The sequence below is a fragment of the Phycisphaeraceae bacterium genome (assembly GCA_015709595.1).
GTDB lineage: Bacteria > Planctomycetota > Phycisphaerae > Phycisphaerales > SM1A02 > CAADGA01.
In genome coordinates this window covers 830892-845385 of the sequence record CP054178.1, presented here as the reverse complement: position 1 = coordinate 845385, position 14494 = coordinate 830892, and the positions used below count along the sequence as shown (strand labels likewise).

Below are 14494 nucleotides of genomic sequence, written 5' to 3'. Positions count from 1 at the left end.
GGGCCGCCGCCCGAGAGCGGGGATCACCTCAAGTCGTCACCCCGATGCCGCCGATCATCCTTGGCGCAGGCCGACTTGCCAGCGCTGGCGCGGCACGGTATTTTTTCCGCTCCGGCATCTTCGGGCAGGGGTGATCCGTCTCACACGTCGCGTTCCACGCTTGACCGGCAGGTTGGTCCGTCCGCGTGGTGTTCATTCCAGAAGGGATTCATCGTGGTTCGACGCTCCCGATTCGCTTTCCCGCTCACTTTCGCGTGTTGCTGCATTCCGTCCGCGGGGGCGTCGGCCGAGTGGCTGTCCGAACCCGGTCCGACATTCGCCGAGCGCGCCGCGGTTCGTTTGAACGTTGGAGAGGCCCACGTGGGCGACGTGTCGGCGACCGCTCCGGTCGTCTCGATGGGAGTGCTGTCGCAGGACGAGGCCGCATCGGCGCCGCCCCCCGCTGGACTGACGTCCGGCCCGGCGCGGCGCTTCGGTGACGCGGCCACGTGGCGTTTCAACGTGCTGGGCTTCTATGGCGACGACTTCGAATCGGGGCACTTCTTCGGCGGCGCGGTCAGTTTCACCTACTTCATGGTCAGGAACTTCAGCGTGGACTTCGAGCTGGGTCTGGCCAAGTTCGGCCAGGATGGTCCCGACGCCTGGGGCGGCAACTTCAACATCCTGCTGCGTTGGCACTTCCTCGCCCGGGATACCTGGTCGCTCTACGTGGATGGCGGCGTGGGCTTCCTCAAAACCAACGACGACGTGCCAGACAACGGTTCGAACTACAACTTCACGCCGCAGCTCGGCGTGGGCGCGTCATTCGACATCGGCAACGACTGGCGGATGATGCTCGGGCTGCGGTGGCACCACATCTCCAACGCGGACACCGCCGACTCCAACCCCGGCCGCGACAGTCTGCTGGGATACGCCGGCATCAGCGTGCCGTTCTGACGATCGGAATCAGGTCGGCGCGAGGCGTTGCTATCCTTCGCCCGTGATGGACCCCGTCGCGATCGAGCGCATGGATGACCCTCGCGTGGCGGAGTACCGCGACGTGCGCGACGCCGACCTGCGCGGCGGCGGCGGGCTGGCGCCGCGCGGCACATCCAACCGGCTCTTCATGGCCGAGTCGGAGATGGTCATTCGCCGCCTGCTGGAAAGCCGGCGGTTCCGCGTCAAGTCGATGCTGCTTTCACCGGAGCAGTTCCGGTCCTTGCGGTCGGCGATCGAGAGCGCCTGGTCCCAGGCGCACGCGGTGCCGCCGGTGTACGTGGCGCCCGAGCCCATGATGCGGGCCATCGCCGGCTACCGGCATCACGGCGGCGCCCTGGCGGCGGCGTGGCGACCATCGCCAGGCGAGGTTGACCCCGCGCGAACGCTGGAACAGTTGAGTGAGAAGCCGCGCTGCACCCTGCTGCTGGTGGAAGGCGTGACCAACAAGGACAACATCGGCGCCATCTTCCGCAACGCGGCGGCGTTCGGCGCCGACGGCGTCATCCTGGATGACGCCTGCGCCGATCCCCTCTTCCGGCTGTCGATCCGAGTGTCCATGGGTCACGTCTTCAACGTGCCCTGGGCCATCGCGTCAGACTGGCGCGGCCTGCTGGCGGAGTTGCCGTCGAGTTGGAAATTCGACCTGCTCGCGGCGGAGACAATCGCCGAAGCGCAACCGATTGAACAGTTGCCGCGCGGAGGGCGCGTGGCCATTGTGCTCGGCGCCGAGCGGCATGGCGTGAGAGCGGACACGCTGGCGCGCTGCGCCGGCACGTACGCCATTCCGATGGCGCCCGGGGTGCCGTCGATCAACGTCGCCACCGCGGCGGCGGTGTTTCTCTACGAGCGGTCGAAGGGGATGCGTCAGGCCGCGTCACCCGGCTGACAGCTCGTCGGCCCGCTTCGCACCCTGCTCGATCAGCGCGTTGAGTTCGCCCACCAGTTTCTCCACCGTAGACCTGGTGGCGTCCGAGCCGCTGTCCACCATGCTCTTGACGGCGGCCTTGACCTCGGTGAGCTTGGCGTTGATCGAGCCCATGAGGGTGTTGAGCCGCTCGTCCTTGAGGGTGTCGGCCTTGGTCTTGAGGGCGGCGATCTTCGTTTCCGCCTCGGAGACGGCGCCGGAGAACCGGCTCTTGAGGTCGTTGAACGCCTTGCCAGCGGTTTCGCCGACGCTGCCGATGTCGAAGCCGCCGCCGCCGGTGGGGGGAACTGCCGAGTCCCCGGTCCCTGCGCCGCCCGTTCCGCCTCCGCCGGATTCGCCTTTGCAGCCGGGCAGGGTGAGCATGGCGGCCGCGATTGCCAGGACCAGGGAAGCCGCGAGTTGAGAACGAGGCATGGATTGGCCTTTCAGTGGATGTCGCCTCGATGCGTGCGCCGTGTTGTTGAGAGATGCACCGGAGCGGCCAGATGGTACGAAGTCACGGCGGGCGTGGTGCGGGGCGATTGGCTTCGAATGGGAAAGAAAAAGGCCCCGCCGATGATGGCGGGGCTGGGGGATTCGATGGGCGATTGGCCCGTGAACAGTTGGGGACGCGCAGGCCTCCACGTCGCCGTGAAGGCATCCGCCGTGAGGCGGACGAGGGTGTGCTGACCTACCCGGTGAAGATTGCTCTTCACCCGACGGGGCTTGGTCCGTCGGGGGTTGTCCGGAGCGTGATGCTCCGGGGGTTTCCGGGTCTAAGGAAATCCCTTAGAAAGGAGGTGATCCAGCCGCAGGTTCCCCTACGGCTACCTTGTTACGACTTAGTCCCAGTCACCAGTCTCGCCGTGGGCACCGATGAATTTCGGCGACTTCGGGCGCTACCGGCTTCCATGACTTGACGGGCGGTGTGTACAAGGCTCAGGAACGTATTCACCGCGGCGTAGCTGATCCGCGATTACTAGCGATTCCAACTTCATGTGGGCGGGTTGCAGCCCACAATCCGAACTGGGGCGCGATTTGAGCGATTTGCTCCACCTTGCGGTATTGCGTCGTTCTGTGCGCGCCATTGTAGCACGTGTGCAGCCCTGGGCATAAAGGCCATGCGGACTTGACGTCATCCCCACCTTCCTCCGGTTTGACACCGGCAGTCTCGCCAGAGTCCTCGGCATTACCCGTTAGCAACTGACGACAGGGGTTGCGCTCGTTAAGGGACTTAACCCGACACTTCACAGCACGAGCTGACGACAGCCATGCAGCACCTGTGCACGTTCCACCCGAAGGCGTGGCCCGGCTTTCACCGGGTTAATCCGTGCATGTCAAGCCCAGGATAAGGTTCTTCGCGTTGCTTCGAATTAAGCCACATGCTCCACCGCTTGTGTGAGCCCCCGTCAATTCCTTTGAGTTTTAGCCTTGCGACCGTACTCCCCAGGCGGTGCATTAATTACTTTCGCTTCGATCGAGGAGGTGTCAGAACCCCCACGACCTAATGCACATCGTTTAGGGCGTGGACTACCGGGGTATCTAATCCCGTTTGCTCCCCACGCTTTCGTACCTCAGCGTCAGAATCAGCCCAGCGGCCTGTCTTCACCTTCGGCGTTCCGATAGATATCTACGCATTTCACCGCTCCACCTATCGTTCCGACCGCCCCTACTGACCTCAAGACGTGCGGTTCACCGAGCAGTTCCCCGGTTGAGTCGGGGGATTTCACACGATGCCTGCACGCCCGCCTACGTACGCTTTAAGCCCAGTGACTCCGCGCAACGCTCGAGCCCTCTGTATTACCGCGACTGCTGGCACAGAGTTAGTCGGCTCTTCCTTTGGATCTGCTCATTGTGTTGCTGAACCCTGACAGCAGTTTACACCCCGAAGGGCTTCATCCTGCACGCGGCATTGCTCCGTCACGCTTTCGCGCATTGCGGAAGATTCGTTACTGCAGCCTCCCGTAGGAGTCCGGGCAGTGTCTCAGTCCCGATGTGGCGGGTCGTGCTCTCACACCCGCTACCCGTCTTCGGCTTGGTGAGCCGTTACCTCACCAACAACCTGATAGGACGTTCCCTGCTCCCAAGGCAGCAAGCCTTTGATCCTTGCGGACCACATCGAGTATTAATCAGAGTTTCCCCTGGCTATCCTCGACCTCGGGGTACATAGAAACGCATTACTCACCCTTTCGCCACTGTCCCCCCTTGCGGGGTTCTCGTTCGACTTGCATGTTTTAGCCATGCCGCCAGCGTTCGCGCTGAGCCAGGATCAAACTCTTCACTTGATGTTTCTTCACCGGCCGAAGCCGGTTCGATTCAACTGAAAGTTGAGCCCTGGCGACCGACCCGCTTGACGCGGATCGGACGGTCCGCCGGTCTCCAATCAACCGGCGCCGACGGGCGGCTGACCCGTCGGGAAGTTCTCAAACATCTCTGTCCGATCGGGCAAGCCCGATCGAGAGAGGTCCTTGGAACTGACCTTTCTTGGACATCACAAGGATGTTTGATGGAAGGACGGGCTGTGAGACCGAACCTTCCAGTTCCGCACCCGCGCCCTTGTGAAAGACGCGGATGACGGTCACATCCTCGCGGCGTACCCAACTGTTCACTTGCCAAAGAGCCCGATTCAGGGGGATAGATACCCCTCGCCGATCAGTCGCCCAACCGGCGAACCTCGAATGATACCGACGCACCCAACCGAGTCAACCGACCCCCTGAATTTTCCACCACGATCCCGCACCGGCCCGATCTCAGACGATTCCCCACCAGTTCTCCACATCTTGCCCACATTCTCAGTGTGCTCGTTTTCAGGTCATTCCGACAGCGACCTCAATCTCACCCGATGGAGTCACCCGCACCGGGTATGTCCGCACGTCATCAGTCGCGGGAGGTCCGGTGCAGGCGCCGGTTCGGATGTCAAAAGTGGCGAAATGCAGCGGGCAGACGATCTCGTCACCCTGAATCTGCCCTTCACTCAGCGACGCCTCAGCGTGGGTGCATCGGTCATCCGTGGCGTAGAACTGACCGGCAAGGTTGTAGATGGCGATCTCGCGGCCGCACACCTCGACGCATCGAACCTGCCCGGGGGACAGGTCGGCGGTTCGCATCACGGGAATGAAATCAGGCATCCTCGCCACTCCGGTCACCTGGGGCCGCGATTGCGGTCGTCCAGCATATCCGAGCCGAGGCGCCGCGGCTCCGAGACCGATTGACCGGTACACTCGCGGACGCCCCACCAGCCCTCGGAGACGCAATCGCCATGTCCCATGTCGCCAACCTGGTTCGATGGTCGCTCTTGATCGCTGGCCTTGTGGTCACCACGGGGTGGTGGCGCGGCTCGCCTCCCGGCGTCGAAATCGGCGCGTCGAGCGAGTTCGTCGCCGCGGTGTCGTCTGGAACCCCGCTGTCCGAGCCGCTTCGCATCCTCGTCACGAATGACGACGGAATCGACGCTCCAGGCCTCCTCGCGCTCGTGAAGGAGCTCTCTCGGCTTGGCGATGTGGTTGTCGCCGCCCCGATGGAGAACAAGTCGGGCATCAGCCACGCCACCACGTTTCTGTCTCAGCCGTTGCGGGTGGAGGAGCGAACCATGGATGGCGCCGTCTTCGCCTGCGCGGTGGGGGGCACACCCGCGGACGCCGTCAATTTCGGAGTCGTCCACCTGGGCCGCGAACGGAAGTTTGACCTGGTGGTCTCAGGCATCAACGCCGGGGCCAACATCGGCGAGGTGGCGCACCTGTCGGGGACGGTGGGCGCCGCGCTGGAAGGTGCGATGCTTGGGTTGCCGTCGATCGCCGTGTCTCAGGGGTCGCGCGGGCAGGATTTCGCTTTCTCCGCCGCCGTCACGGCCCGCTTCATCGAGGCCATGACACGGCATGGCTGGACGCCGCACACCGTGTACTCGATCAACGTGCCGTCGTCCGATCCCGCGGCCATCCGGGGCGTAACCGCGGCCCGTATGGGCGGCAGTTCATTCCGCATCGACCGCTACCAGGAAACGCGGGACGAAGCGACCGGCGAGGTTCGCTACCGGGCCGTGGCGGCGCCGGCCGGTGAGCCGCCTGCCGGCAGCGACGCGGCGGCGTTCCGCGCGGGGCGGATCACCATCACGCCGTTGCGATTCGACTGGACTGACGACATGGCGATGGAGTCGCTCCGCGGCCTCGACCTGTCGGCGCTGCTGCCAGCGCCAACCCAGACGCCGTGAACCGTGCGGCGTCCGGATGCGTCGGGAATGCCTCAGGGCCGCTCGAATCGTGATCGAAGCGTCGGCGGCAGGTAGGCCAGCGCGCCATCCAGCACCGCCTCGCCGGCGCGGACAATGGCGCGGGCTTCGTTCACCAGCGGCTGCTCCACCGGGGTCGCGGCGGCCTTGAGATTGATCGAGAACAGCCGATCAACCAGCGCGACTGATGATGCCTCGCGGGCCGATTCGTGCGTTCTTCGGTCTGGCTCGCTCGGCGTCGCAGGTTCGATCGGCGATTCGTCGGACGGAAGCCGAGCCATCGAACGGGCCGTGTCGGCCGCGACTTCGACCGTTGGCGTCGAGCGGCCGGATGATGATGCGATCAAGGCGATTCCCGCGGCCGCCCCGCCGGCGATGACCAGGCAGGCGGCCAGAGCGGCGGGCCAGCGGCGCCGGTCGATGCGACCCAGTACCGTGGAGACCGAATCGTTCTCCATGCTCACGGGGACGTTGAGGCGGCGCATCACCCGATCGTGCAGGTCGGCCGGAGCGGGGCGATGCACCGCGGCGGCGTCGTGACGCAGCCGATTCGCCAGCCGGTCTTCGGGGCCTGGCACGGCGCGGCCGGTTGCATCGGGTTGTACTTGTCTCAGTGCCATATCGTCGCCACGTGCCTGAATCGCGTGTCACTCGGCCGCCAGCGCGGCGCCGGCGGGCAGGGGTTCGATGACGGCCCGACCGTGCGAAGGACGCATCGAGGCCCCCTCGATCGCCTCGAGGTGCCGCCGCAGCGCCTGCCGCGCTCGGAAGAGCAGCACGCGCGTGGTGACGGGCGTGCGTCCGATGATGCGGGCCACGTCCTGCACGGCGTAATCCTCCACGAAGCGAAGCCACAGGATCGTGCGCTGCTCCTCCGTCAAACGCTCACGGGCCACCTGCCATACGTTTCTTCGGAGCTCCTCGCGCTCGTGTTTCCGGTCGGGAGCGTCCTGCGGGCTCATCAGGTCGGAGAAGATCGACTCGCCGGATTCGCTGGGTCTTGCTGACCGATCACGGAGCAGCTGGATCGACTGCCGCACCGCGATGGTGTAGACCCACGTGGAGAACCGCCACCGGGGCGAGTACCGACCGATCCCCTGCCACGCCAGCACCAGCGTGTTCTGGGTGCATTCGGCGGCGTCCTCGTCGGTCGCGCAGCGGCGTCGAAGGAAGTTGAACAGCCGCCCCTCGAAACGCCGGACCAGTTCCGAAAACGCCTCCTGGTCCCCCGCCTGGGCGCGCACCGCGAGAAGCTCGTTTGTCAGGTGGTCGAGACGATCCGCCGCTCCCGCGGCAGGCGGATCCTGGTGGTACGTTGATCGTGATCGAGATCGTCTGGCCACGTCGCTCCCCAGCCGGTTTGCCGCCCCGATGGGCGTCGTGCGTCAGGGGATGATACGGCGTTGCATCACTGAACGTTCCCGAGCCACTGGGCCAATGGCAGTTCCGCCGGGTCGAAGCGAACTTCCAGGGTCACCACCTTGGCGTCCACGTTGATGCGGAACGCCCGCAGGATGGGGAGCAGGGGCTTGAGCCGGGCGTCATCCTCGGCGGCCATTCGTCCCAGCGCCAGCAGACCCTGGCCGAATCCCGAGATGTCCTGGGCCTCGAGATCGGACTTGGCGACCACGCGCATCGACATGAAGGCCTTGTCATCACGCTCGCCGATCTGAATCGACGCGCCATCGGACTTCTGCGCCACGATCGAGGCGGGTCCGGTGTCGCCGCCCGGCAGGGCGTCCATGCGCATCAGGTGCGTGATCATGAACGCACCGGGACGGGTCTCAATCGATCTGGCGGGCGATTCGATACTGGTCAGGTTGGCTCGTTTTCCATCCATCACCTGCAGGGCCTCGACCAGACGCTGCGTGCTGCGCGTGGCGACGACGATCCGGTCGCCGCCGTAGGGCCGGATGCTCACGCACGCGGGTCCGAAGGTATGGCACTCGTATCCGTCGATGGTGGTGGTCTGGTAATCGGGGGCCTCGCGCTGCACCGCGGCGAGGACGTTCTCTATCGCGGGCGAAGCCACGGTGATGATGACGTCCGGGCCGTCCTGCATGGTCGCCCCGTAGAGCGTCACGTGTCGCAGATCCCTGGTCAGGTCGAACCCCATTTCCTCCGCTGCGCCGAAGATGGCGTTCCGCTGTGCGGCGGGCATGGCGTCCATCATCATCCGGCCCATCTTTGAGGCCATGGCCGCCTGCACGTCCACGTGCATCACCCACGCGGCCTGAGCGTCCACGTGTCGAAAGTCGGGCCCGCCCCGCGCCAGCGCGGGCATGGCGTGGTTCAGCGACAGGATCGCCAGCGCTCCTACGGCGAAGGACACTCGGGATCGGAGGGTGGCATGGAGCATCGCGTTTCTCCTGCGTCACGCGCCGGGGCCGGTCGACCCAGGAGCCGGCCCGTCCGGGCGCCGACGTGACAGGGATTGTTCGACTCGATCGCCCGGGCGTTTCAGGCGGAGCGGGTGTCGTCAATCAGCCATCAGCCCTTCTCACCATGCTCCCAGTTCCCCGATGACCGGCTCGACGAGATCCTTCAGGGTCACAATACCCACCGGGCGGCCGGTGCGCGGGTCGAGCACGATCGCCATGTTCCGCTTGGCGGCGCGGATGGTCCGCAGCGCCTGGGTGACGCGGGCGTTGGAGGGCAGCGTGCAGGGCGAGTACATCAGGCGCTCCGTGGCCTTGTCGCGATCAAGACAGGCGTCGAGCGTGTTGAGAATGCCCACGACGTCGCCGCGACGGTTGACCACGGGCAGACGGGTGTAGGGCAGGCGACGAATGATCGCTTCGCGCTCGGCGGGCGTCGCGTCCACGTGAATGGTCCGGACGTCGGACCAGGGGATCATCTCGCCGGCGACGGTCAGATCGCGCAGCGCCAGGGCGCGGTCCGCCAGGGTGGCCTGGGCCTCGGACAGGGCGCCGGCGCCGGCGCCTTCCTGGATGAACTGGCTCATGCGCTCACGGGCGGCGACGGGCATGCGATCTCCGCCCCCCGCCACGAGGGCCACCAGTCGACCGAAGCGCTCGACCAGGGGCAGCAGGCCGGTGACGGTGAACAGTCGCCGCATGCCCGTCAGCACGGGCGCCGCCCGGTAGGTCCAGCGGTCGGTGTGGGTGCGGAAGAGATCCTTGGGAAGCGTTTCTCCGAATACGAAGAGCACCGGCGTCAACACGAGCGCGTTGAGCGCCACCGCCTGCCAATCGGCCAGATGCATGGAGGCGATGATGGTCGCCAGTCCGAAACTGCCGGCGTAGTTGGCGATGTTGTTGCCGATGAGAATGGTGGTGAGCACTCGCTCCGGGTTCTGGAGCTCGCGCGTCAGACGCCGGGCGGCTGGTTCGCCACGTCCGGTGCGCACCGCCAGACGGACGCGGTTGATCGTGTAGGTGCCGGTCTCGATGCCGGAGCAGAGGGCGCTGAGCGCCACGCCCGCGAGCGCCAGCGCACCCGCCAGAATGAGTTCGCCCGTCGTCATGCGGTGCGCTCCCCGTCGGCGGGATGGGTCGCCGGCGGCTCCGGTTCGACGCTCACCACCGCCGTGGCGACGCCTGTCGCGTCAGTCTCCTCGACCTGAATGGTGAGCGCCCCGACGCGAACCACCTCTCCCGGTTCGGGCGCGCGGCCCAGCTCCATCACCACCAGCCCCGATACCGAGGCGGCCTCGTCGGGCACCAGCCGCTCGGGGATGACCGCGGCGAGATCGCGGATGTCCACCTCCCCGCGCACGCGCCAGCGACCGGCTTCGATCGGACGAATCAGCCCCTCGGTCATGGCGCGCGGGTCGTGCAGTTCACCCATGATCTCGCGCACCACGTCCTCGATGGCCACCACTCCCGCCGTCCCGCCGTACTCGTCCACCACCACCGCGAACTGCGTTTTCGTGGCGCGGAAGTCATCGAGCATGCGCTCGAGCGTGGCCAGTTCGGGCACGAAACGGGGCGGGACGATGGAAGAGCACGATCGCAGCGTGGGCGCCTTGTCGTCCAGCAGGTAGCGCTTGACGTTGAGAATGCCCACGATCTGATCGAGCGTGCGCTCGTAGACGGGAATCTTGGTCAACCGCGTGCGCGAGGCAAGCCGCCTCACGTCCTCGCGCGAGGCGTCCAGCGGAAGCGCGGCGAGGCGCACACGCGGCGTCATGGCCTGCTTGACGCGCCGGCGACCCAGGTCCACCACCTGGCCGAGAATGCGCCGCTCCTCGCCGTCGATGGTTCCCTCGCGCTCGGAGACCTCAAACATCGCCTCGATCTCTTCGGGGCTGAGCGTGGCCGGTGCGGCGGTGGGGGCGGTCAGTCGCCCCAGCGGAGCGACCACCGCCGCCTCCAGAAAGCCGCGCACCGGGGCGATCAGCCGGTGAACGGTCCACAGGGGCGGGGCGATCAGCAGGGCGATCCGCTCACGGCCCGCGCTGGCCGCCAGTTTGGGCAGCACCTCGCCGAACAGGATCACCGCCAGCAGCGACACGACCGCCATGCCCGAACGTACGGCGATTGACGCCTCCGTCGCCGCCATCGTGAGCACCGAGCTGATGACGAAGAACAGCACATTGACGATCATGTTGCCCAGCAGCACGGTGATGAGCAGCCGTCGCGGAGCGGCCAGCAGACCTTCCACCGCCCGCGCCGCCACGCCGCCCCGTCGGCGCAGGGCCTGCCGCTCCGGATGCGTCAGTCCGAACAGCGCCGTCTCGGAGCCCGAGAAGAACGCGCTGCCCGCCAGCAGCAGCGGCAGAGCGGCAAACAGCGGGATATGCGCGGCAGTCCACCCGAACATGGGCTGATCGTAGTGGGGCGGATCGGGGTGTGTTCGCCCGGGCCGCGCCGTGGAGCAAATGGCAGACGCCCGAACCTACCATCCCCCATGTTCGGCTCCCACCTCTCCATCGCCGGCGGCATGGTCAACGCGCTGCACGAAGCCGCCAGACTCGAACTCGATTGCGTGCAGGTCTTCACCAAGAACCAGCGGCAGTGGAAGGCCCACACGCCATCCGAAGCCGACCGGACCGCGTGGCTCGATGCGCTCGCGTCGATGGGCTGGACGAGCGCAAAGAAACCCGGCGCCGCCGTGAGCCACAACGGCTACCTCATCAACATGGCCTCGCCGGACGATGATCTGCGCCGGCGTTCCATCGACCTGCAGCGGTGCGAGCTCAGGAACTGCGCCCTGCTGGATATTCCGTATCTGGTCGCCCACCCAGGCGCGCACCTCGGCGCCGCCCGCGCGCCAAAGGAGCCCAATCGTCTCGACGGCTCGCCCGGCGCCGACGAGTTGGCGGGACTCAAGCGCATCGCCGCGGCGCTCGATGAACTGCACCGCGATCTGCCGGGTCTGCCGGTCATCACCTGCCTTGAGACGACGGTCGGCTCGGGAACCAACCTCGGCTATGACTTCCATCATCTGCGGATCATCCGCGACCTGATCGCCGAGCCCGAGCGCGTGGGCTTCTGCTTTGACACCTGCCACGTGACGGCCGCCGGGTACGACATGACCACGCCCACCGGCGCGGCGGCGGTCATCGAGCAGTTCGACGCCGTGTGCGGCCTGGATCACCTGCGCGTCTTTCACCTCAACGACTCGGTGGGGGCGGTGGGTTCGCGCAAGGATCGTCACGCCCACATCGGGCAGGGGTGCTGCGGCGAGTCGTGTTTCCGCGCCATTGTGAACCACCCCCGGTTCCGCGCCGTACCAAAGATCCTCGAAACGCCCAAGGAAGACGGGCCGGGCGGCGTACCGTGGGATGTTCTCAACATGCGAGCGTTGAAACGGCTGATGGAGCCCTCCGCACCGGCCGATAAAGACGGGGTCAGGCCGCGCCGATCGAAGGCGCGGGCGTCCCGAGCTTGAGAGAGGATCGTCGATGAGTCATCTTCGCGTGTTGGTCGGCGTCGCCATGCTGGGCATGCTGGCGGCGGGTGGATGCCGGACGAGCGACTCGGCCCGCGTGGACAACTCAGCGGGCACGGCGTCGCAAGCCGCGCAGGTCAACGCCGCCGCCCTGGAGAGCGCGCTCACCGACGCCAACGCCGCGCTGAACACGGGCGACTACGACGCGGCGATGGCGATGTTCCGCGAGATTCTCGCCAAGAACCCCACCGTGGCCACCGCGTACGTCGGAATCGGCGACATCCACATGGCCCAGCAGGACTACGCCGCCGCCGAGCCCAACTACGGCCGGGCGGCCCGGCTGGAGCCCCGCAACTTCGACGCCCAGTACAAGCACGGGCTGGCCCTGCAGATGCTGGGACGGTTCGTGGACGCCATCCGCGCCTACCAGCGGGCTCTGGTGGTCCGTCCCAGCAGCCACGAGGCGAACCTCAACACCGCCATCACCTATCTCCAGATGGGCGAGGCGCGCAGCGCCCGCGGCTTCGCCGAGATGGCCCGCACGCTCAAGCCGGACGATGGTCCATCGCGCATCAACCTGGGCGCGGTCTACGACCAGCTGGGGCTGTACGACCTGGCGATCGAGGAATACCTCACCGCCGCGGAACTCGTCGACCCCACGCCTGAACTGCGGATGAACATCGTCAACGCCTACGCCAACGCGGGGCGATATCAGGAGACGATCAACGCCGCCGAGACCCTGCTGCGGGTGCAGCCCAGCGCCGGCGCATGGGAGCGCGTGGGCTGGGCGTGGTTCCGGCTGAAGAACTACGAGAAATCCATCGAGGCCTATCGCAACGCGGTGCGCCTTGACGAATCACACTGGCCGGCGTGGAACGGCGTGGGCGTCAACGCGCTCAACGCCTGGCTCCTGAGCGAGAAGCAGAACGTCGAGGCCCGCCGCGAAGCCGGCGAAGCCCTGCGGCGGTCGCTCCGACTCAACCGCGACCAGCCGAAGATCGTGCAGTTGATTTCAACGTACCGCCTCTGAGGCGACTTGCTCGGCGTCGGGGGCGACGCCTCCTACGCGCGTGTCCGACTGAACACGCCGCGCAAGCGCCATGGCGGAGGCGTCTCGTCGTCATCGAGGAACATATCCACCGAACCCTGCGGCGACAGGCCTGCGGCGGCGACCGCGCGAAGCAGTTCCTCACGCGTGAAGGCCCAGGGCGGGCCATCGGTTTCGCTCACCGGCTCCTTCGACCCCCGCGCGATCACCAGCAGCACGCCATGCGGCGTCAGCAGGTCCGCCAGGGCCTTGAACACGTCGGTCCGTCGATGGATCGGCAGCGACTGGGCGGTGTAAATCTCCGCCACCAGGTCGAAGCGCCGCCGCCAGCGGGGTGAAAGGTTGAACAGGTCCGCCTGGTGGTAGCACTCGGCGTGATCCGGATCGAGCCGTCTGGCCCACTCGACCGCCGTGGGGCTGACATCGAACGCCGTCACTTCGTACCCGCGCTTGATGAGTTCGCGCGCATCCTCGCCCAGCCCGCACCCCGGCACGGCCACGCGGGCGCCGCAGCGCACCAGCGACGGGGCGGCGGCGTTGAGCCAGTTGACCAGCGCGGGGTTGGCGTGTCCGTCCGCCCAGGGGATGCGTGAAGCATCCCCCGCCGCCTCGGTGTAGCGGGACTCGAAGAAGGCCGCGTAGTCGTCGCTGACCGCGACGGTTGACGTCGAAGAGGGGATTCGTGTCTCAATCGTCATGGCCGCCTCCTTCCACGTGGGGCGTGTCAGCGGCATCCACCTGCCCGGTGCTCTGCTGGATCAGGATAGCCGCGTCTCTGTCAGATCGGCAAGGAAAAACGAGGGAACAGGCAGCGTTCAACAGGCCACCAGCCATCAGCCCTTCTCCCATCGGTCCGAAAACCAGGATGGTTGAGGGTCGATCCAACTGGCGATGGAAGGTGTGGACAGGTAGGGTGTGGATTGTGGAGAACCGATCATGACAGGCCGGGAGCCGTCTTCCTCCGACCGACCCCTCACCGGCGATCCGCTGACCGCTGACGCCCGGGCCCGGGCCGCCCAGATGGAGGAGGCCATGCTCCGCCGCGCCCGCCGGGGGCTGCGGCTGTTCGGCGACCTGTGGCTGGCGCTGATGCTTCTTTCCGGGGCGGCGGCGTCGCTGCTCTTCATCCTGCTGGTCGCGCCCATGACCGCCGAGGGCTTCCGCAAGGCGGAACTGGATACGCCCGCCCTGGTCGCCTGGGCCGTGGAGGCCCGTCCCTGGCTGGTGACAGGCGTGGGCATCGTCACCCTGACCGGTCTGGCCGCAGTGTTCATGCTCAAGCGGCCCGTCCCTCGGCTGCTTACGTGGGGTGCGTGTGTGCTGCTCCTGTTCGGCTGGGCGGTGCTGAGCATCCTCGGCTGGTGGGCGGCGTACATCGGGCAGATCGGCGGAGGGATGGCGGAGGTGTGAATGACCATGGGGTGAACGCAATGCGAGATCGCCCATGAATGACGGACTCGGTGGGCGGATTGGCGGATCTTGC

General features: G+C 66.6%; 14 protein-coding genes and 1 rRNA gene. 6 read left to right on the top strand and 9 right to left on the bottom strand.

All coding sequences use genetic code 11. The annotated features are described in order from the left end of the window. Positions 1-360: 360 nt before the first annotated feature. Together HRU76_03575 and HRU76_03570 are read left to right on the top strand one after the other, a co-directional pair. A complete protein-coding gene (locus HRU76_03575; GenBank protein QOJ16721.1) occupies positions 361-936 on the top strand; it encodes an acyloxyacyl hydrolase in 576 nt (191 codons plus the stop codon). A 43-nt stretch (positions 937-979) separates the two neighbouring features. Next, positions 980-1864, top strand: coding sequence for an RNA methyltransferase (locus HRU76_03570; GenBank protein ID QOJ16720.1), 885 nt, complete (start codon positions 980-982; stop codon positions 1862-1864). Here HRU76_03570 and HRU76_03565 read toward each other — a convergent pair. The 3 genes from HRU76_03565 to HRU76_03555 form a co-directional block, all read right to left on the bottom strand. Next, on the bottom strand, positions 1853-2266 hold the full coding sequence (locus HRU76_03565; GenBank protein ID QOJ16719.1) for a hypothetical protein: 414 nt from the start codon (positions 2264-2266) through the stop codon (positions 1853-1855). The two genes, HRU76_03570 and HRU76_03565, sit on opposite strands and share 12 nt — an antisense overlap. A gap of 407 nt (positions 2267-2673) precedes the next feature. Further along, a 16S ribosomal RNA gene (locus HRU76_03560) occupies positions 2674-4166 on the bottom strand. A 523-nt stretch (positions 4167-4689) separates the two neighbouring features. After that, on the bottom strand, positions 4690-5010 hold the full coding sequence (locus HRU76_03555; protein ID QOJ16718.1) for a non-heme iron oxygenase ferredoxin subunit: 321 nt from the start codon (positions 5008-5010) through the stop codon (positions 4690-4692). Between the two features lie 131 nt (positions 5011-5141). On the opposite strand from HRU76_03555, the gene surE reads away from it, so the two are divergent. Further along, a complete protein-coding gene (gene surE / locus HRU76_03550; protein QOJ16717.1) occupies positions 5142-6089 on the top strand; it encodes a 5'/3'-nucleotidase SurE in 948 nt (315 codons plus the stop codon). Positions 6090-6121: 32 nt separating this feature from the next. Here the strand turns inward: surE and HRU76_03545 are convergent, their stop codons facing one another. The 5 genes from HRU76_03545 to HRU76_03525 form a co-directional block, all read right to left on the bottom strand. Continuing rightward, positions 6122-6685, bottom strand: a complete 564-nt coding sequence (locus tag HRU76_03545; GenBank protein ID QOJ16716.1) for a hypothetical protein — start codon at positions 6683-6685, stop codon at positions 6122-6124. A gap of 69 nt (positions 6686-6754) precedes the next feature. Continuing rightward, on the bottom strand, positions 6755-7450 hold the full coding sequence (locus HRU76_03540) for a sigma-70 family RNA polymerase sigma factor (protein QOJ16715.1): 696 nt from the start codon (positions 7448-7450) through the stop codon (positions 6755-6757). Positions 7451-7515: 65 nt separating this feature from the next. Continuing rightward, positions 7516-8439: a hypothetical protein gene (locus HRU76_03535; GenBank protein ID QOJ16714.1), complete on the bottom strand. Its 924-nt coding sequence runs from the start codon at positions 8437-8439 to the stop codon at positions 7516-7518. Positions 8440-8607: 168 nt separating this feature from the next. Further along, positions 8608-9594, bottom strand: a complete 987-nt coding sequence (locus tag HRU76_03530; GenBank protein QOJ16713.1) for a DUF21 domain-containing protein — start codon at positions 9592-9594, stop codon at positions 8608-8610. Then, entirely contained in the window at positions 9591-10892 is a 1302-nt protein-coding gene (locus HRU76_03525; protein QOJ16712.1) for an HlyC/CorC family transporter, read from the bottom strand. The genes HRU76_03530 and HRU76_03525 overlap by 4 nt, the downstream gene beginning before the upstream one ends. A gap of 87 nt (positions 10893-10979) precedes the next feature. Here HRU76_03525 and HRU76_03520 point away from each other — a divergent pair, with 87 nt between their 5' ends. Continuing rightward, complete coding sequence (locus HRU76_03520) at positions 10980-11963, top strand: deoxyribonuclease IV (GenBank protein QOJ16711.1); 984 nt, start codon at positions 10980-10982, stop codon at positions 11961-11963. A gap of 13 nt (positions 11964-11976) precedes the next feature. Next, positions 11977-12993, top strand: a complete 1017-nt coding sequence (locus tag HRU76_03515) for a tetratricopeptide repeat protein (GenBank protein ID QOJ16710.1) — start codon at positions 11977-11979, stop codon at positions 12991-12993. A 32-nt stretch (positions 12994-13025) separates the two neighbouring features. Here the strand turns inward: HRU76_03515 and HRU76_03510 are convergent, their stop codons facing one another. Continuing rightward, positions 13026-13709 (bottom strand): class I SAM-dependent methyltransferase, encoded by a 684-nt coding sequence (locus HRU76_03510; GenBank protein QOJ16709.1) that lies wholly within the window; start codon positions 13707-13709, stop codon positions 13026-13028. A gap of 238 nt (positions 13710-13947) precedes the next feature. Here HRU76_03510 and HRU76_03505 point away from each other — a divergent pair, with 238 nt between their 5' ends. Further along, on the top strand, positions 13948-14421 hold the full coding sequence (locus tag HRU76_03505; protein QOJ16708.1) for a hypothetical protein: 474 nt from the start codon (positions 13948-13950) through the stop codon (positions 14419-14421). Positions 14422-14494 lie beyond the last annotated feature (73 nt).